The organism is Acinetobacter sp. BIGb0102, from assembly GCF_003815055.1.
In the GTDB taxonomy this organism is placed as follows: Bacteria; Pseudomonadota; Gammaproteobacteria; order Pseudomonadales; family Moraxellaceae; genus Acinetobacter; species Acinetobacter vivianii.
This window is the reverse complement of record NZ_RKQE01000010.1, coordinates 273569-291380: the sequence shown is the minus strand read 5'-3', so window position 1 is coordinate 291380 and position 17812 is coordinate 273569. Positions and strand designations below refer to the sequence as shown.

At 42.1% G+C, this 17812-nt stretch carries 13 protein-coding genes; 6 read left to right on the top strand and 7 right to left on the bottom strand.

Translation table 11 applies throughout. The features are described from left to right. Positions 1 to 53: 53 nt before the first annotated feature. The 5 genes from EC846_RS04160 to EC846_RS04140 all read right to left on the bottom strand — a co-directional run bounded on the left by EC846_RS04160 (position 54) and on the right by EC846_RS04140 (position 8471). The gene (locus EC846_RS04160; protein ID WP_322900088.1) at positions 54 to 3215 is read right to left on the bottom strand and encodes a TonB-dependent receptor; all 3162 of its coding nucleotides are present in this window, start codon (positions 3213 to 3215) and stop codon (positions 54 to 56) included. Positions 3216 to 3409: 194 nt separating this feature from the next. After that, on the bottom strand, positions 3410 to 4420 hold the full coding sequence (locus EC846_RS04155; RefSeq protein WP_123774295.1) for a FecR family protein: 1011 nt from the start codon (positions 4418 to 4420) through the stop codon (positions 3410 to 3412). Further along, on the bottom strand, positions 4421 to 4942 hold the full coding sequence (locus EC846_RS04150; RefSeq protein ID WP_171409973.1) for a sigma-70 family RNA polymerase sigma factor: 522 nt from the start codon (positions 4940 to 4942) through the stop codon (positions 4421 to 4423). Positions 4943 to 5231: 289 nt separating this feature from the next. Beyond that, positions 5232 to 7628 (bottom strand): TonB-dependent hemoglobin/transferrin/lactoferrin family receptor, encoded by a 2397-nt coding sequence (locus tag EC846_RS04145; RefSeq protein WP_123774294.1) that lies wholly within the window; start codon positions 7626 to 7628, stop codon positions 5232 to 5234. A gap of 150 nt (positions 7629 to 7778) precedes the next feature. Further along, a complete protein-coding gene (locus tag EC846_RS04140; RefSeq protein ID WP_123774293.1) occupies positions 7779 to 8471 on the bottom strand; it encodes a type 1 glutamine amidotransferase domain-containing protein in 693 nt (230 codons plus the stop codon). A 92-nt stretch (positions 8472 to 8563) separates the two neighbouring features. Between EC846_RS04140 and EC846_RS04135 the strand changes: the two genes are divergently transcribed. From EC846_RS04135 to EC846_RS04125, 3 genes are all read left to right on the top strand, one after another. After that, positions 8564 to 8983: a MerR family transcriptional regulator gene (locus EC846_RS04135; RefSeq protein WP_047427589.1), complete on the top strand. Its 420-nt coding sequence runs from the start codon at positions 8564 to 8566 to the stop codon at positions 8981 to 8983. Between the two features lie 112 nt (positions 8984 to 9095). Further along, on the top strand, positions 9096 to 9899 hold the full coding sequence (locus EC846_RS04130) for a type 1 glutamine amidotransferase domain-containing protein (RefSeq protein ID WP_123774292.1): 804 nt from the start codon (positions 9096 to 9098) through the stop codon (positions 9897 to 9899). A gap of 189 nt (positions 9900 to 10088) precedes the next feature. Beyond that, the gene (locus tag EC846_RS04125; protein ID WP_123774291.1) at positions 10089 to 11135 is read left to right on the top strand and encodes an acetoacetate decarboxylase; all 1047 of its coding nucleotides are present in this window, start codon (positions 10089 to 10091) and stop codon (positions 11133 to 11135) included. Between the two features lie 311 nt (positions 11136 to 11446). Here the strand turns inward: EC846_RS04125 and EC846_RS04120 are convergent, their stop codons facing one another. Together EC846_RS04120 and EC846_RS04115 are read right to left on the bottom strand one after the other, a co-directional pair. After that, positions 11447 to 12676 (bottom strand): NADH:flavin oxidoreductase/NADH oxidase family protein, encoded by a 1230-nt coding sequence (locus tag EC846_RS04120; protein WP_123774290.1) that lies wholly within the window; start codon positions 12674 to 12676, stop codon positions 11447 to 11449. A gap of 174 nt (positions 12677 to 12850) precedes the next feature. Beyond that, positions 12851 to 13681: an alpha/beta fold hydrolase gene (locus tag EC846_RS04115; protein ID WP_032869652.1), complete on the bottom strand. Its 831-nt coding sequence runs from the start codon at positions 13679 to 13681 to the stop codon at positions 12851 to 12853. A gap of 426 nt (positions 13682 to 14107) precedes the next feature. Between EC846_RS04115 and EC846_RS04110 the strand changes: the two genes are divergently transcribed. Genes EC846_RS04110 through EC846_RS04100 form a run of 3 tightly spaced genes read left to right on the top strand, consistent with a single transcriptional unit; the run spans position 14108 to position 17785 of the window. Then, complete coding sequence (locus EC846_RS04110; RefSeq protein WP_123774289.1) at positions 14108 to 15004, top strand: acetoacetate decarboxylase family protein; 897 nt, start codon at positions 14108 to 14110, stop codon at positions 15002 to 15004. Positions 15005 to 15038: 34 nt separating this feature from the next. Then, complete coding sequence (locus EC846_RS04105; protein ID WP_123774288.1) at positions 15039 to 16283, top strand: saccharopine dehydrogenase family protein; 1245 nt, start codon at positions 15039 to 15041, stop codon at positions 16281 to 16283. Positions 16284 to 16339: 56 nt separating this feature from the next. Then, complete coding sequence (locus EC846_RS04100) at positions 16340 to 17785, top strand: coniferyl aldehyde dehydrogenase (RefSeq protein ID WP_123774287.1); 1446 nt, start codon at positions 16340 to 16342, stop codon at positions 17783 to 17785. The last annotated feature ends 27 nt before the right edge of the window (positions 17786 to 17812 follow it).

Sequence of the window (17812 nt, the reverse complement as noted above, 5' to 3'; positions counted from 1 at the left end):
ATTTACCTTTATCTAATTTCCGCTTTTTTTAAAAGAGGAAATTAAATTCTGTGTTAAAACTTAGTTGTCCAGCTGACTTTCAGTGTGCGGCCTGGTGCAGCCATTGCACTCCGCGTGAGAGGATCGATATAGAATTGGTTTGAAAGGTTATTTCCAACAAATTCAACCGTGTTATACGTGTCGACTTGATAGCGTGCGTAAGCATCAAAAATCCAGGTGTCATCCCAAGCCAGCGGTACGTTGAGGTAATAGCCTTTATTGATTCCCGCATCGTTATTTTTACGTAGTGGACTTTCATAGCCTTTGTAGAAAGTTGCACGGGCACCCAGTTCCAATCTTTCATCTAGGAAACGTGCACCGAACAAGGCATGTGCACTGAGTTCTGGTGTCGACATGGTGACAAGATAGCCATTGGGGAAACCATCATCGACACAACGTTGATAAGCATCACGGAACTGAACCCCTTGCTCAGTTTGTACAGTGCCACTGTTAATCATCTTATCAATGGCACTATTGGTGTCGCAGACTTCATTTTTGAGGCTATAAGCCAAACTTAAATCGGTAAAGAAAGCCCCATTATCAAAACGGCTTTGCAACTCTAAACCTGAAAGTTTTTGCTCATCCATATTGGTGAAAATCAGATTTTGATTTCGCTCAATCACATTTTTGGTCTTATTGTAGTAATACGCCAGTTTAATATCGGCGTTTCGCGCTGAGCTTAACCAGTCCCGCATGTCATAGACATAACCCACTTCATAATTAAAAGCATGTTCGGGTTTAATCGCTTGATATGGCATCATGGCAGAAAAACCGACTGTGCTTTCAAATAAGCTGGGTAAGCGATACTCTTCTGCATAACGGACATAGAGTCGATTATTGTCAGTTAAATGAATAGATGCCCCAAGCTGAGGTGCCCAGCCACTGTCTCTTACCTTCTGAGCTGATTCAATCGGGACTTGTTCAATCACTGCCGGACTCAGATTGCTACTGCCAGTAATGACATATTTTTGACCTAAGGCATTCAGACGATTTAATACATTATCCGCCAAAGCTAAATGACCATTTTCATCTGCCTTCCAGGTGAGCGTATTTTTCTGTGACCAAATAAGGTTATACAAAGTGCTTTCTGAAGCAGGAACGCTTTCTAACTTGCCATCCCAATCGGGATTTTTAGCAGCATAGCGCTGTGTGAACCGATCCAGCATACGCTGCTGCTGAGCATCGTAACTTTCAGGCATGGTTTGATATTCAAAACTATATTCCTTCAGCTTACTTTTCTTGGTAAATAATGGATTTAACGCAGGATCGACCCCATCTCTCAGGGATTTATTCAAGAAATCATCAAAGGCCCAATATGAGCGATAGCGCATGCCTGCATCAAAACTTAACCACGAAACAGGACTGTAGTTGAAATTAAAATCAAAGGTTTTTTCTTCACGTCGGCCAGCGCGAGGTAAGGGTTGATATAAAGAATAGCTCGGCCCATATTCACCATAGATATCATCAGAGGTCAGTTTTTCTTTTAAGAAACTTCCACCCAGCGTTAAATTGAGCTGGTCCGTTAATCGTGCTTTATTACTGATACTAATTCCCTGACGTCGATTGTCAGAATGGCTAATTGCTGTATTGATAATACGGTTGTCCCGAAAATCAATCGTTGTTGGCCAACCGCCGCGTGTGTAAGTCTGACTTTCGGTATCGGTTTGCCAAATATTGGCATAGAAATCGACCCACTGAATGTTTTCGGGCTTAAATTTATATTCCAGACTATAGGCTTTAGAACGAATGTTGCTGAGCGGCCATTGCGGTACACCTATATCAGGCGTTAACCCCCACTCAATCCTTGATGGCATGATTTCACCAAATCTATTTTTGGTGTCTCGGTAAGTCAGTTTCAGTGCCTGTTCATCAGTTGGGCGATAATTGGCTTTGAATAACCACGATTCCATTTGACTTGAAGTGTTCGGTACTTCATCGCCAGGCTTGTAGGAGTGTGCAAAATAAGGAATAAAATCAAGACTGTCACTTGGTTCTGCCCGTTTATAGTACCCTGCACCATGTGTCCCTGAAAAATAGTTACCGCGTTCACGTACTGCATAAACCGCCAATAAATCGAATTTATCCTGCTTCATTGCCAACGCAAGTCGACCCGCTAAATCATCTCCTGAGAAGTTAGAGTTATCATCTCTGGTGCGGTTCTTTTTATAAATATCAGGGTCATACTTCTTACCATTCACATCGTTCCAAGGCGTTGTATCGTCATAATTTTTGCCGACCTTGCTCATATCAGGAAGCGATGGATCGATTGAATTGGTTGAACCTTCAACTTTTAGCTCGGCACCAAATGTTTTACCTGGACGAACAATATCATCCGCTTCCAGAGTTTTGACTACAACACCACCGCCGACTGAGGTGGTGGTATTTCTTTCTAGCGATGGTCCTTTGATGACTTCTATGCCCGCAATCAGATTGGGGTCGATATAATTTCGGTTATTCACACCATTATAGCCGCGCCATACCGCAATCGACTGCTCAGTACCATCAATGGTCAAAGGAACGCGACCTACCCCTTGTACGCCACGAACACTCGGGTCTAATGCGCCACTATTTCGGGCATCGCCGCTATAAACACCGACCATACCTTGTAAAACATCGGCTGGATTGGTGCCTTTAAAGCGTTCAATATAATCTTTTCCTGCATAGACGGAAGATCGATTGGCATCGTAAACCCTGTTACTGCCCTGTGTATCTCGATCTTCTTGCCCATAAACGACAAGTGGGGTCAAACGAACTGAAACTTCATCTTGCTGAGCCTGTGTAGTCGCTGTCTTGTTCACTACGGTATTGGTAGCAACAGCGGCGATATGGGGTGGTTGCGTGGTTTTTTTCGCCAGTGTGTAACCTTGCCCCACTCTTACCGCATAAAATGTTGAAGAGGCCAAAATATGTTGGAAACCTTGATCTACTGCATAGTTTCCTTTTAATCCAGCACTGGATTGTCCTTTTAATTGCTGGGCATCAATTGCAATAGCAGTACCAGATTGTTCAGCAAATTGATTCAATACATTGGCTAAGGTTCCTGCTGGAATATCATAGGCTTTTATTCCCACTGTTTCCGCATAAGCCTGTTGTAAAGGTAAAGTTAAGCTACCAATACAAACTGTATGTATCGCAAATGCGAGTGTTGAAAATCGAAATAAGTTCCGATTTCGCATTTGACCCTTTCCAACTTTGTTCATTTTGCCGCCCCAGTAAATAGAAATAAGAATCATTCAATATACTTAAATAAAATGATCCAAATTTATTGCTTCTACTTACTATGACGAACAGCTTTGAAAAAAGTGGAACCTCAATTTGAAAAAAATTTTTAAAATCCGTTTATCGGGACTCTAAAAATAGAGACTGTTTTCTATTTTTTTAATGCAATAACAATTAGATATGGTGTAACTTGGTATACCTTTAAGTTTGGAAATACAGTTGCCAATAATTTAAGTGCATCTTGTGTTTGATCTAATGGCAACACCGCATTCACCTGAATAGTGTGCAATGCTTCGGCATTAAACAGGATTTTACCTTTATAATTTTGATCTAATTCCTGTAACACCTGATCAAGTGGTAAATTTTCAACCATCAATTGATGTTTATTCCATTTTTGTTGTTCATTATAAATATTGAGTGCTGGCAGTGATTGCACGCCATTTTGATTCATACTGACAGCTTGCCCTGCATTGACTATCACCTGCTGGGTTGAATAGCCATTCGTTGTTGTTGCTTCTACACGTACTCGTGAATGCAACATTTTTAGCTCTGTTGCAACGGGATCATAGTTCACACTAAATACTGTTCCAAGTGCTTGAATCTGCCCATGCTTGGTTTTGACTAAAAACGGCCGTTTCGCATCTTTAGCAACATCCACATAGATTTGCCCTTTAACGAGTTCAACCACCCTTTGTTTTGCCTGAAAATCAATATTGACTGCACTCTTCCCACGCAAAATCAAGCGTGTCCCATCTTGTAAGGTTTGCGATGTCCACTGCGCCGAATCACTCTGAATATCAGCACTGAGATAGGCAATAGAAGTATCAGATAGATATAGAGAGCCTCCACTGATGATAACGAATGCGATAGCAAATGCACTGCCCGCACGGATATGTTTGTAGGTTTTTGCAGACCCCAAACCTGCTTTAAGTGCTGATTTGACCAGTTTTTTATGAGGCGCTGTCTGAGAGACTTTTTGAATCGAGCGGATACACTGTTCGATATCTGCCGCAATTTTTTGATGCTGTTGACTGTTCTGTTTCCACTGATTAAATTTTAATTGTGCATTTTCTCTGGTTGACTCATCATCTGAACTTAATTGTACAATCCATAATGCTGCTTCCTCGACCAATTGATGATGATCTTGTCTGTCGATAGTCATTCAGATACTAACATCCATATCTAGTCGAGCCTGATAGCAACGGATTAAACAGCTTGCCAGATATTTCTGGATCATTTTGGTTGAAACGCCCAATTGTGCGGCAGTTTCTTTATGGGTATAGCCTTCTAGATAATGCAGGATAAATGCCTGTTGAGCCTTTGCAGAAACATCTTCCAAGGCTTTACAAAGCTGGTCGAGCGCTTGAATAATTTGCAGCTGGTCTTCTGGCGAAGCAACAGTATCCAGCATATATTCCATCTGACTTAGGCCATCCAGATAAGCCTGTTCAATACGTTTACGTCGTACCTGATCAATCAGTAAATTCTTTGCGATAGACGTAAGATAGGCACGTGGCTCTTTTAATCCTAAAAGTTCATCGCGAGTCTGTAGAAGTTTGATAAATGTATCTTGAACCAGATCAGCAGCTTGATCGTTATTACCAAGTTTTTGCCTCAACCATTGGTGAAGCCAGCCACGATGGTTTTTATATAATTCATCTATAAGCAGAGAGGTTCTGTTCACAATGATCTGACTCAAACAAGGTGTTCTTAAATGATAATAATTATCATTAACAAAAGTCAAGATAGAAGTATGCTTTATCTTTTTTTATATTAAATACATGAAATTTGATAGATATATCCACTAAAAACACAATCATTTTGATGCAAAGAGCACCAACATGCTTTTTAGTTAATTGATCGTTTTGAGTCAGAAGTCATCTTATCTGATATGTACAGCGCTTTCTTCTGACTAAAGCACTGCACATATCACTTATTTATCCAGCTTTATTTAGCTTTATTCTTAGATTTAACTAGAACTTCTGGGAAATACTGAGTTTATAATCTCGGCCTGTACCCGTCATATATTCACCCAGATACATCTTGTAATCTCGATTAAATAGATTATCAATCGACATATTTAAGGTAGGCCCTTTCTCTCCAATGGGTTGCCAATCCACATAAACGCCATGCAATGAATAGCCTTTGGTTTTCGGTAATGAAAATGAAGAGGCGGCGATAGATTTATCGTTGTCCGAAAGACTGCGGTCTTGTGCAGCCACAAAAATCCCGCGCCATCCCATGGTGAGGTGATGCTCAGGCACATTCACGCCCAAAGTTGCCGTGGCTTTTCTCGGTGGAATATCCGTCATCCAGGTCTTTTGGTCAAACCATGGATTGACTGGGGAATTATCCCGTTGTCCGCGAATATAAGAATAAGTTAAACCTGTAAACCACATTGGCTGGTTATAGAAAATCTCGGCTTCATAGGCTTTGATCGTATAATCGTTCACATTACGATAAAAACCGTGGTGATATTTTCCATTGCAGTCATCGATACTGCCATTGCCGCCGTTGGCATTATTTTCAGCTTGTGCTTTACAGAACGTCGAGCGATTACGGAAGATTTCATCAGATCCGCGATTACGATGATAGGTTAGGCGAACTTGTAAATGGTCGTTCTCTGCAAATACATCATCGAAGTTCATTTCATTGCCTAAGCGAAGCGCGAGCATTTTTTCAGGCAATAAATAACGACTGGTTGACGGTACAGATGTGATCGCGGATTGCACATAATATTGTTCATCCACACGGGGCGCACGCCAGGTTTTACTGATATTGGCAAACCAAGTCAGATAATCGGTCTGCTTCCAAGCCAGTGCTAAACGAGGTGACCAGCCTGTATAGGTTTTACTGGAATAATCATGCCCTGCTTCTGGATCATTGTAGCGTGACGCACGGTTCGGTTTACCGGTGTTGGTAATATGATCATAGCGAATTGAAGGTGTAATGGTAACATTATGAATCTGATATTGATCTTCCACAAAGGCACTCAGCATTTGCTGATCCCCAGCGGGCATATAATTCGGTTCATAATAACCAAAATTATAATCTGGCTTTTTCGAATTGGTTTTATCGTAAATCAGAGAGTTCTGTTCCATCTTTTGATATTGCGCACCGACCTTTAATTTGTGCGTACCATATTCGGTATCAAAATCACTGATATTGCTGAGTTTAAAAGCCGTATTGGTATAAGTGACCCAGCTTTCATTGCCTAAGGTTGATGCTGATCCATTCACGCTCGGTAAGCGCTGGTCATGTTGATCTGTCTTGGAATAAGAGGCTGTGGCTTTGAGGTTGAGATAGGGATTGGACGCAGGGTTTAACTCATATCCAATCGAGTAGCTGGTATCTTTCTGGTCACGATAAACCAGTCGGCGTTTCCATGCTTCTTCATAGCCATATTTTTTAATATCGGCTTCGGTTGGCACGGCATCCTGATCCCGCATGGCGGCAAAAGGTTCCCAACCATCGTGTCCACTTCGCATGGCATTGAAGCTAATTTTCTGATTATCAGTAGGATGAAAATTCAGCTTGGCCAAATAGGTATTTTGTTCTTGGGCCGAATATAAAAATTTTGTGCCATCTGGGCGTATCACATCATCACTATCACGCTTGGTGTAATAAAACATGCCATCGACCAGACCATTTTGACTTTGGCCATAGACAGCACCAGTATAGGTATTTTGCTGGTTATTGGAAAAACGTGAGTATTTAAAAAAAGCACCCACTTTTTGATCGTCATCAAGCAGATCTGTCGCATCTTTGGTTTCTAAGGTGACTTTACCGCCAAAACCGCCATTGCCAACCTCAACATTATGCGGCCCTTTATCGACCGTGATTTTCTTTAAAATTTCAGGCTCAATAAACACCGAACCTTGACGATATTTATCAAAACTTTTGAACGAGTCATCCAGCGTAATCGGAACATCCTCAACGCCGCCCATTCCTAAAATATTAATGGTTTGCCCACCTGGTCTTGGAGAACCCGCAGATCCTACACTTGGCATATGATCGAGCAATTGAGCGACATTATTCGCTTGATAACGATCAATGGCTTTCTGGTTTAATACGCTCTGACCAAACTGAATGGTATCGTCTTTTTCTGCCTGCACAACAATCGGTGTCATCTGATAAATCTGGTTTTGGGCATTAGTTTGGAGCGATTTATTTGATAATACAGTTGTACTCTCGGCATTGGTTAATGGCTGTTCTGCAAAGCTTTGTCCAGAGATTAAATTCATGGACAAAGCAATCGCAGTCGCCAACAACAACGGTTTAAATACAAGGCCCTGTGCAAGTGGCTTATTTAGATTTGATTCACCAAGACGTGATGTCCGTTTCTTGGTGAAGTTAAGGGAGTATTTCATTCAATTAAAAAATGTTGCTTAATTGATAATAATTATCGTTTACATTTGTAATTTTGTAAACAAAATCATGTTATTTTTCCATCAATTAAACTTTTAATCTTTATTGTTAACTTACTTTAAGGATTTTGCAGTTCACTCCATGCAGTTTGTCTAAACTTGCTCTAAAGCTTCAATCATTGCCAATGCAGTCACACGCGCTGAAAATGGATTCTGTCCTGTAATGAGGTTGCCATCTCGAACGACATTTGGCATAAAAGGAATCAATTTCTTTTCATAATCTGCACCTCGCTCTTTTGCCAGTTGTTCTGCGTTATAGGGCACTTTTTTTGCCACACCAGCCAATACCTCTTCGCACCACGCAAAGCCAGTGAGCTTTTTACCTGCAATCAAGTATTGTCCATTTGAAAGCTGAACATTGAGCAATCCACAATAACCATGACAGACACTGGCAACGATGCCACCTTTTTCATAAATATTCTTGGTGATCTGTTGCAGCTCAGGATTATCTAAAAAGTCCCACATCACACCATGTCCGCCCGTGTAATAAATCGCATCATAATCTTGCCAATTAATCTCGGCAGGTTTCTTGGTTGTTTCCAGTAATTGCATAAATGCAGGATCATTTTTGCGTTTTAAAACAGAAGCGTCAGCCACGAAACGCTCTAGTGATTTAGGCTCAATCGGAGAATGACCGCCTAAAGGACTCACAATATCTTGAATATAATGATGCTTTTCAAACTCGTCATAGGCATGGGTCAACTCCCCTAGCCATAGACCTGTTGGACGATCAACTTTTTCATATTGGGCAACATTGGTCACCACATGCAGGATACGTTTAGACATTTTCCACCTCAGCTTTTAACGTTATTTTTAGTCTTGCTTTTGTCTCACTATAAGTCTAAAGTTAGCTTTAATGTCAAGAGGAAATCGGTAAAATGAATATCAGTGAATTATCGAAACGTAGTGGTTTAACCACTCCAACGATTCGTTATTATGAGCAGATTAAACTGTTACCGAAAGCAAAGCGCAAATCGAATGGTTATCGTGAATATAGCGAAAATGACCTCAAACAATTATTCGTGATTCAGCAAGCACAACAAGTCGGTTTCTCTTTGACCGAGATCAAGGCTTTTCTCCCTTCAAATGTCAGCTCTTGGGATCATGATGTTCTGATTAATCTGCTGGAAAGTAAAATTAAGGATATTGAGGACTTAGAGCAGAAACTGGCCATGAGTAAACAGAATCTTCGAGTGATGATTACTGCAATTAACAATAAACCAGATGAAATCACCTGTGCAGAAAATGCGCAGCGTTTGCTCAATCTTTACTATAGCAATGACAACGCTGAAAAATAATTGGCCCCCTCTTTTATCGTTCTTTCCTCATAAGAAACTGATCAAAAGCTATTGACCTTAAACCTTACTTTAAGCATAGGATCTTTGACAGGTGATTAATGAGGAACCTGTCATGTTGCAACGTTGGAATCTTCAAAAGTGGTTGATCAGTATTTTTATGCTGATCTTTTCGGTTAACTCGGCCTTAGCGGCTGAATCTGCGCAAAATGTACAAACGAAATCCTTAGGTAAAATTCTGGTGGTGATGACCAACCACGCTGCTTACCCTTCTCGTTCAGATCATACAGGCTTATGGTTGACTGAACTGACCCATTTTTATGATATTGCACAAGCTGCTGGCTATGACATGGATTTTGTTAGTCCACAAGGTGGCTCTGTTCCTTTAGATGAACGCAGCCTAAAGCCCATTTATCTAGATAAATCTGCCAAAGCACATCTTGCAGATCCTAAATTTATGCAGCGTTTAAATAATACACTTGCACCTGCTGCGATTGATCCATCCCGTTACAAGGCAATTTACTATACTGGTGGTCACGGCACCATGTGGGATTTCCCCAAAAATGAGGGCCTGAAAAAGATCAGTGAGCAGATTTACCAGCAAGGTGGTGTGGTATCGGCAGTTTGTCACGGTGTGGGAGGTTTATTGTCACTTCAAGACAATCAGGGAAAAGCATTGATTGCAGGCCGAACTGTAACAGGATTTGCTAATCTTGAGGAAACACTCTCAGGCATCAAATCGCAAGTCCCTTTTTCATTGCAAGATGGGCTGGTACAACGCGGCGCACATTATAAGCGTGCGTGGGTCCCATTTACGTCTTATGTGGTTGTGGATGACCGCATTATTACAGGACAAAATCCACAGTCGAGTAAAGAAATTGCGGAAGCTGTGGTCAAACGTCTTAGTACTTTAAAATAAAAAATGCCATTCAAGCCAGATCCTAACAATCTGGCTTTTTTATTAAAAATAGATATTTCTCAATAAGATTTATATTTCCCTATTGATTCATTGTTCTCATGCATCGAATGAGTGAAAGCCTTCAAAAAATGCTTGACCTTAAAGTGAGCTTTAATCTTAGCATCTTAAAAGGTTAACAGGAGGAATCTCATGAACTTCAATCAACGTCATTTAAGTCGTTCAATCTCGGCAATAGCAGCAAGTGTATTGCTCAGCACTGCGACTTATGCAACTGAGCCCAATCAGCTCGCAAATCAAATCCATACCTCACAGAACATAGCGCAAACCACTGTTGTTGAATTTGGGCCTTATAAAGTCAATGTGCCTAAAGGTGGTTATTACGATCGTTTTCGTATGAATCCTGATTTAGATGAAGTGGCAAAAGATCCAGCCGCAGGAAATATTGATTATTTCCGTACTATTCCTAAAAAGCTGGTGGATACACGCGTGGGTAAGGTCTGGTCACCAAATTTCTATTACCGTACCAGCAATGTCCAGTTGTTGATGCTTGCTCCCATCGCAAAATTAAAAACCAAGTTACCCGCGCCGCTTGAGCCCTTACAACCTTTCCCTGGTTATGGTTTAGTTTCGCTAACCTTCTTTTCCTATGCTGTTGGGGATGTCGATCCATATGATGAAGTTTCTGTTGCCATTGTGGTTCGTCAGCCTGGTGCACATCATTTCAATAGCACTGAATTATTAAGCTCAATGCGCAAGCATAAATATTATGGTTATGTACTGGCTTTACCTGTCGATACGGAAATTGCCCGTGTCCGTGGTGTTTATGGCTACCAGTTACCGAAATGGCTCACACCGATTGATCTGAATATCGGTAGTCAAAAACTACAGGCCCAGATTTTTAATACAGATGGTCAACCTGATTTAAGTCTGACTGCAGCTTTGCCAAAAATTAAAACGGTGAAGCCACAATCAAGAATTGAAACCAAGACCATGTATCAACTGGTTGACGGTAAATGGCACAGCACTTCTGTAGAGTCAAATACATTGGCATTTGGACAAAAGTTATTTCCAAAGGACGTACAACTGGTGCGTAGTGGCGGGCCATTGACGAAACTTCTGAATGATTTAGGTGCGGATAAGATCTTACGTCTCGATGTGGTCAAAGATGCTCAATTAGCCCTGAATATGCCGGTTCCTTATCCTGCGCTGGATCAGGTCAGCAAGCATAAAAAGTAAGTTTATGGCATGACCCACACCCATTTTCAGCTTGAAAGCGGGTGTTTTTTTATTTGCACTAAAATGTTTGTCGTTTTAAAAATACAAAATTCTCGTCTTTGGTCAATTATTTCTTTTTAGTTTTAAGACTAAGTACCCATCTTATTCGCTTGCGTAGGATTGTAGAACATTCGGTTGATGTCTAATTGTTTGATCCTAGATTGCAAAAAAGCTATCAATAAAAAAAGCCAATGACAGATGTGCTGCCATTGGCTGTCGCTTCATGATTCAAACTATAAAAAGTTTAGAAGCTCTGCTGCTGTTTAATATGCTTAGGCATAATGACGCATCTGGTTTTTATAAAGACGGGTACGGCGTGCCATCGCAGCTTGTTGCAGAATCAGTGCCCAAAGTGGAGAAACTTTTGGATTCGGGTGCTTTCCAAGGCTCAATTTACGCAACTGAAATTTCACTGTGGCCATATTTGCCAAAGAAGCCAGCGTTTTGTTTTTCCATTGGATGGGCTGTAATTCAGGCGCCGTGTTCTGCCCTTGCTGCCATTGATGAGGTAAATTTGGTTCGATTGCCAACGCAGTCGCAATCCCGACCATATCAACACCACTTTCAATCACTTGCTCCGCCACCTGTTTACGGCGAATTCCCCCCGTTACCATCACTGGCATTTTGGCTACTTTGCGGATCTCCTGAGCAAATTCCAGAAAATAAGCTTCACGTGCCAAGGTACGACCATCGCGTGCTTGTCCTTGCATGGCAGGTGCTTCATAGCTACCACCAGACAGCTCGACCAGATCCACCGCTAATCCATTTAGCATCTGCACCACTTGCTGTGCATCTTCCGCACTAAAACCACCGCGCTGGAAATCTGCTGAATTGAGTTTTACTGCAACAGTAAATGTCTCAGAAACCACAGCACGTACTGCTTTAACTATTTCGATCAGGATACGTGCCCGATTTTCCAGAGAACCGCCCCACTGATCCTGACGTTTATTGCTGAGTGGTGAAAGGAACTGGCTGAGTAAATAACCATGCGCTGCGTGGATTTCAACACCTGTAAAGCCAGCTTTCTCTCCTAGACGTGCAGTATTGGCAAAGCGGTCTATCACTTCCTGAATCATGTCCTGATTCATTTCAATTGGCGTATTAAAACGATCTGACATTTTGCCCAAATCTAGTGCAACGGCTGAAGGTGCCCAAGTATCCTGACCTAAATTGGATTGCATCTGACGCCCTGGATGATTGATCTGCAACCAGACTTGTGCGCCTTTAGATCGACCGATTTGTGCCCAGCGCTTAAAGGTATCCAGATGCTGTTCATCTTCAAGTACTACACCGCCAGGCCCTGTCATTGCACGGCGATCGACCATCACATTACCAGTAATGATTAAACCGACGCCACCATCCGCCCATGCCTGATATAAACGCATCAGTTCTTCCGACGGCGCATGATTAATATCTGCCATATTTTCTTCCATTGCCGCTTTTGCAATGCGGTTGGGAATATCAGAACCATTCGGGAAAACCAGTTTTTCAAATACTTTCATTTTTGTGACCTCATTGAGTATGGATTTACTTTAAGATTAAAGCTAACTTTAATGTCAATAGTTTTATCAAATGGAATAATATATTTTTTATAAATATTTTTAGATTCAGTTAATTAGGTAATAAAAAAATAGAGGCATGCAGGCCTCTATTTTGATTGTGTTGAGTAAAATGGATTATTGGCGGATAAATGCCAGTAAATCTGGATTAATCACATCCGCGTTTACGGTGAGCATTCCATGTGAGAAACCTTTATACGTTTTTAAAGTACCGTTTTGCACTAGCTTGGCTGACAATGCGCCCGAATTTTCATAAGGAACCACCTGATCATCATCGCCATGCATCACCAGCACAGGCACTGAAATCTTTTTCAAATCTTCAGTAAAATCGGTTTGGGAAAAAGCCACGATGCCATCGTAATGTGCTTTGGCACCGCCCATCATGCCTTGTCGCCACCAGTTCCAGATCACAGGTTCAGATGGTTTTGCATCAGGACGATTAAAACCATAGAAAGGACCAGCAGGCAAATCGTAATAAAATTGCGATCTATTCTTGAATAACTGGTTTTGCAGGTCATCAAACACTTCTTTCGGTAAGCCGTCAGGATTATTTGGCGTTTTCACCATAATCGGTGGCACTGCGCTCACCAGCACGGCTTTGGCAACATTTTCTTCGCCATGACGCGCGATATAATGTGCTACTTCCCCACCTCCTGTTGAATGCCCAATATGAATGGCATTCTTAATCCCGAGATGTTGTACTACCGCAGCGACATCATCAGCATAATGATCCATATCATGTCCATCCCAAACCTGACTGGAACGACCATGCCCACGACGATCATGTGCGACGACACGGAAACCTTCGTTTAAGAAAAAGAGTAACTGGGCATCCCAATCATCTGAGCTCAGTGGCCAGCCATGATGGAAAAAGAGGACTTGTGCATCTCGTGGACCCCAGTCCTTATAAAAAATTTCTACACCATCTTTTGTCGTAACGTACGCCATCTTTGTTTCTCCTGTGTAAGATATACACTGTCGAGTCATGATCTATGTTGTAATTCATGTCGGTAAAATCACATTATTTTTAAAACTATCTGTATGGATAGCCACTCTATACTAAGATTAAAGTTCACTTTAAGGTCAACGGGTTTAGTCCCATTCTGATAATAAAAATGTAATTTTATAATTTAGAAATAAAAGACAAAATCGAAGATGAGCTATTGAAATTCAATGTTTTATTAAAGATTTAAAAATATTTGATTGTCTATTCTGTTTACATACTTTCAACGAATACAGCGCCTGTTTTTCAAAACAGAAATTTTAGGGCTTGACTTTAAAGTTAGCTTTAATCTTATAGTGATCTCAGATGACAAATGCATAGATTCTTATACAGGCATTTTGAATAATTTGATCAATTAAAGGTTAACCAATATGAACAGCAATAAACAGTTTACTGAAATTGAGTTTGGACAACAAAAGGTTAGCGTTCCTAAAGGTGGCTACTATGACCGTTTTAGAATGAACCCGAACCTTGATGAAGTTGCTCAGGATCCTGCTGCTGGAAATATCGATTTTTTCCGTAAGATTCCAAAGAAGCTAGTCGAATCGAGAGTTGGCCCTGTCTGGGCACCAAATTTTTATTATCGTAGCAGTAACGTGCAAGTACTGATGTTGGCACCATTGAAATTACTCAAGAAAAAGCTACCTGTGCCTTTGCAACCTTTACGCGCGTTGCCTGGTTATGGCTTGGTGGCATTAACCTTCTTCCGCTATTCTGTTTGTGATAATGATCCGTATAACGAAGTCTCGGTTGCAATTGTTGTGCGTAAACCAGAGGCGCATGGCTCACATGTTTTAGAGCTGGCCAATTCGATTCGACAACGTCATTTTTATGCCCATGTATTGGCATTGCCGGTCGATACCGAGATCGCACGCGTTCGTGGCGTATATGGCTATCAATTGCCGAAATGGCTCACCAAAATTAATGTCGAGATTCATCCCGATCAAATTAATGCAAATTTGATGGATACCACAGGCAAGATCGATTTAAGCCTGACCGCAGTGACACCTGCTTTACAGCATGTGAAATCTGAATCTCGAATGACTGAAGCGACGATGCTGCATCAAGTTGATGGCAAATGGCATCAAACACTGGTGCAATCTAATCCCCTTTCATTGGCACAGCAATTATTACCGAAAAAGGTCAAGTTGCTTCGTCATGGCGGGCCTTTAAGCCAGTTACTGGATGAGCTGGGAGTATCCAGAATTCTTCGTCTGGATGTGGTAGAAGATGCTCAGGTTGTGCTCAATTTACCGAAACCACTTTAAATATCAAACCACTTAAAATGAAGGAAAATAAACAATGACACAAACCAATTATGATCTTGTTGTATTCGGTGCCACCAGTTTTGTTGGGCAAATTCTGACCCGATATCTGGCAGAATATTTTTCGACCCAACAGGAACAACTGAGCTGGGCCATTGCGGGCCGCTCTCAACAAAAACTACAAGACCTTAAAAGTAGTTTAGGTACTTTGGGAGAATCTTTACCGATCCTGATCGCCGATGCGAGCAAGCAAGCTGAGCTAAACGCATTGTGCGCACAGACGCGTGTGGTGGTTTCAACGGTTGGCCCTTACGCTTTATATGGCGAACCATTAATTCAGGCCTGTGTGACCAACGGTACAGATTATTGTGATCTGACAGGTGAAACCCAATGGATCAAAAAAATGATCGAGAAATACGAATCTCAAGCCCAGCAATCAGGCGCACGCATTGTGCATTGTTGTGGTTTTGATTCAGTTCCATCAGATATGGGGGTTTATTACTTACAGCAACAGGCTCAAAAACAGTTCAATGCACCTGCAACGCAAGTCAGCATGCGGGTCAAGACCTTAAAAGGTGGTGCGTCGGGTGGCACAGTTGCGAGTCTTATTAATGTAATTCAAGAAGCTGCTGCTGATCCTGCACTACGTAAAGATCTGGTCAATCCTTATGTGCTTTGCCCGCCTGATCATGGCAATAGCCAACGCCAAATTTATATTAAAACTGCGAAATTCGATTCAGATTTTAATGCATGGATTGCGCCATTTGTGATGGCAGCAGTCAATGAACGTGTTGTGCATCGTTCCAACGCGTTGTCAGGCAATGCCTATGGCAGCAACTTTAGCTATAACGAAGCCATTTTAACTGGCGAAGGTTTAAAAGGACGTTTCAAAGCCTTAGGCGTGGTTTCTGGCTTAGGTGTCTTCATGCTCGCCGCAGTCAGTAAACCTGTGAGCCAGCTGATGGAACGTTATATGTTGCCAAAACCAGGCGAAGGCCCTACCCCAGAACAGCAGCGTACAGGACGTTTTGATTTACGTTTTGTCGGCAAAACCGAAGCAGGTCAAACCCTCAAAATCAAAGTCACAGGTGATCGTGATCCAGGCTATGGCTCTACTGGAAAAATGTTGGGACAAGCTGTCTTAAGTCTTGCAATTGATCATGTTAAAGAAACTAAAAAAACGGGCCGTGCTGGTGGTTTCTGGACACCTGCAAGCATGTTTGATGATCGGTTTATTCAACGTTTGACCAAGCATGCAGGCCTAGCGTTTCAACAGCTCTAAGTGTAGCCAATATCCACATGTCGGCAGGCTGTCTGCCAAAATTCATGAGGTTGAAGATGAACACATTTAACGATATCAGTCATGTGAACAATGCATCTGAAATATTGAAACAGCAACGTCAGGCTTTTCTGGCCGCGGAACCGCCAAGTCTGGCACAACGCAAAGCCAATCTGGCGAAGCTCCGCGCCGCTGTGCTTGCCTATCGTACTGAATTACAAACCGCAGTCAGTGAAGATTTTGGACATCGTTCGGCACACGAAACGGATGTTATGGAACTGGTTGGGATTGTACAGTCGATTGATTATCTCTCACGTCATTTACGCCGATTCATGAAGGCTGAACGCCGTCATGTCAGCCTGTTTTATCGAGCTGCAAAAGCCCATGTGGAATATCAGCCCAAAGGCATCATTGGCGTGATGTCACCTTGGAACTATCCTATTTCATTGACCCTTATCCCGCTTGCGACTGCATTGGCAGCGGGTAATCGGGCCATGCTTAAACCTTCAGAACTGACACCACGTACCAGTGATGTGATGCACCGTATGCTTACAGCAACTTTTCCTATTGAGGAGGTTGCCGTGATTTTAGGTGGGCCTGAAGTTGGAGCTGCTTTCAGTGCCTTGCCTTTCGATCATTTATTATTTACAGGCAGTACCCCTGTCGGTCGTAAAGTGATGAAGGCTGCTAGTGATCACCTTGTCCCGCTGACGCTTGAGCTCGGTGGTAAAAGTCCGGTGATTGTCGCCCGCGGACATGTAAATCGTCGAACCATGACCAGTATTGCCTATGGAAAACTGTCCAATAGTGGACAGACATGTGTTGCACCTGATTATGCACTAATCCATGAAGATGATCTGGAAGACTTTATCCAGCAATTCAATGAGACGGTGACACGTTTCTATCCAGATGGGCCAGATTGTCAGGATTACAGTTCTATCGTCAGTGAACGTCACTATGCACGTTTGCAAGGCTTGCTGGATGAAGCACGTAAGCGAGGCGCCCGTGTGCTTGAAATGGGAACAAAACCCGAATCAGCTTCGGAGCGTATTCGTACCCTAGCCCCTACTTTGGTGGTTGGTGCACGGGACGATGATGCCATTATGCAAGAAGAAATCTTTGGGCCAATACTACCCGTAAGAACCTATCGTCATATCGATGAAGTGATTGACTATATTAATCAGCGGGATCGCCCACTCGCCCTATATTATTTTGGTGAAAAAGATGCGGACTGTAAAAAACTGCTGAGACGAACCACATCAGGCAATGTCGGTATCAACAATACCATCATTCATGTTGCTCAAGATGACTTGCCATTTGGCGGTGTCGGGCCAAGCGGTATGGGCGCTTATCATGGCATCGAAGGTTTCCGCTCTATGAGTCATGCCAAAGGTGTTTTTAATCAAGGACGCTGGAATTTTCCAAGCCTGTTACATGCCCCGTTTGGCAAATTTATGGAACTGGCACTCGCCGTCACATTAGGCAAGAAAAAGTCTAATGTTTAATTGAACGCTATGCAGTGGCAGTTTTCT

What these genes read in the sequence shown, in the direction of transcription:
- EC846_RS04140 (WP_123774293.1), bottom strand. Translation starts at nt 8,471, where the DNA reads ATGTCTAAACGTATCCTGCATGTGGTGACCAATGTTGCCCAATATGAA.
- EC846_RS04160 (WP_322900088.1), bottom strand. Translation starts at nt 3,215, where the DNA reads ATGCGAAATCGGAACTTATTTCGATTTTCAACACTCGCATTTGCGATA.
- EC846_RS04145 (WP_123774294.1), bottom strand. Translation starts at nt 7,628, where the DNA reads ATGAAATACTCCCTTAACTTCACCAAGAAACGGACATCACGTCTTGGT.
- EC846_RS04125 (WP_123774291.1), top strand. Translation starts at nt 10,089, where the DNA reads ATGAACTTCAATCAACGTCATTTAAGTCGTTCAATCTCGGCAATAGCA.
- EC846_RS04120 (WP_123774290.1), bottom strand. Translation starts at nt 12,676, where the DNA reads ATGAAAGTATTTGAAAAACTGGTTTTCCCGAATGGTTCTGATATTCCC.
- EC846_RS04110 (WP_123774289.1), top strand. Translation starts at nt 14,108, where the DNA reads ATGAACAGCAATAAACAGTTTACTGAAATTGAGTTTGGACAACAAAAG.
- EC846_RS04130 (WP_123774292.1), top strand. Translation starts at nt 9,096, where the DNA reads ATGTTGCAACGTTGGAATCTTCAAAAGTGGTTGATCAGTATTTTTATG.
- EC846_RS04105 (WP_123774288.1), top strand. Translation starts at nt 15,039, where the DNA reads ATGACACAAACCAATTATGATCTTGTTGTATTCGGTGCCACCAGTTTT.
- EC846_RS04135 (WP_047427589.1), top strand. Translation starts at nt 8,564, where the DNA reads ATGAATATCAGTGAATTATCGAAACGTAGTGGTTTAACCACTCCAACG.
- EC846_RS04100 (WP_123774287.1), top strand. Translation starts at nt 16,340, where the DNA reads ATGAACACATTTAACGATATCAGTCATGTGAACAATGCATCTGAAATA.
- EC846_RS04155 (WP_123774295.1), bottom strand. Translation starts at nt 4,420, where the DNA reads ATGACTATCGACAGACAAGATCATCATCAATTGGTCGAGGAAGCAGCA.
- EC846_RS04115 (WP_032869652.1), bottom strand. Translation starts at nt 13,681, where the DNA reads ATGGCGTACGTTACGACAAAAGATGGTGTAGAAATTTTTTATAAGGAC.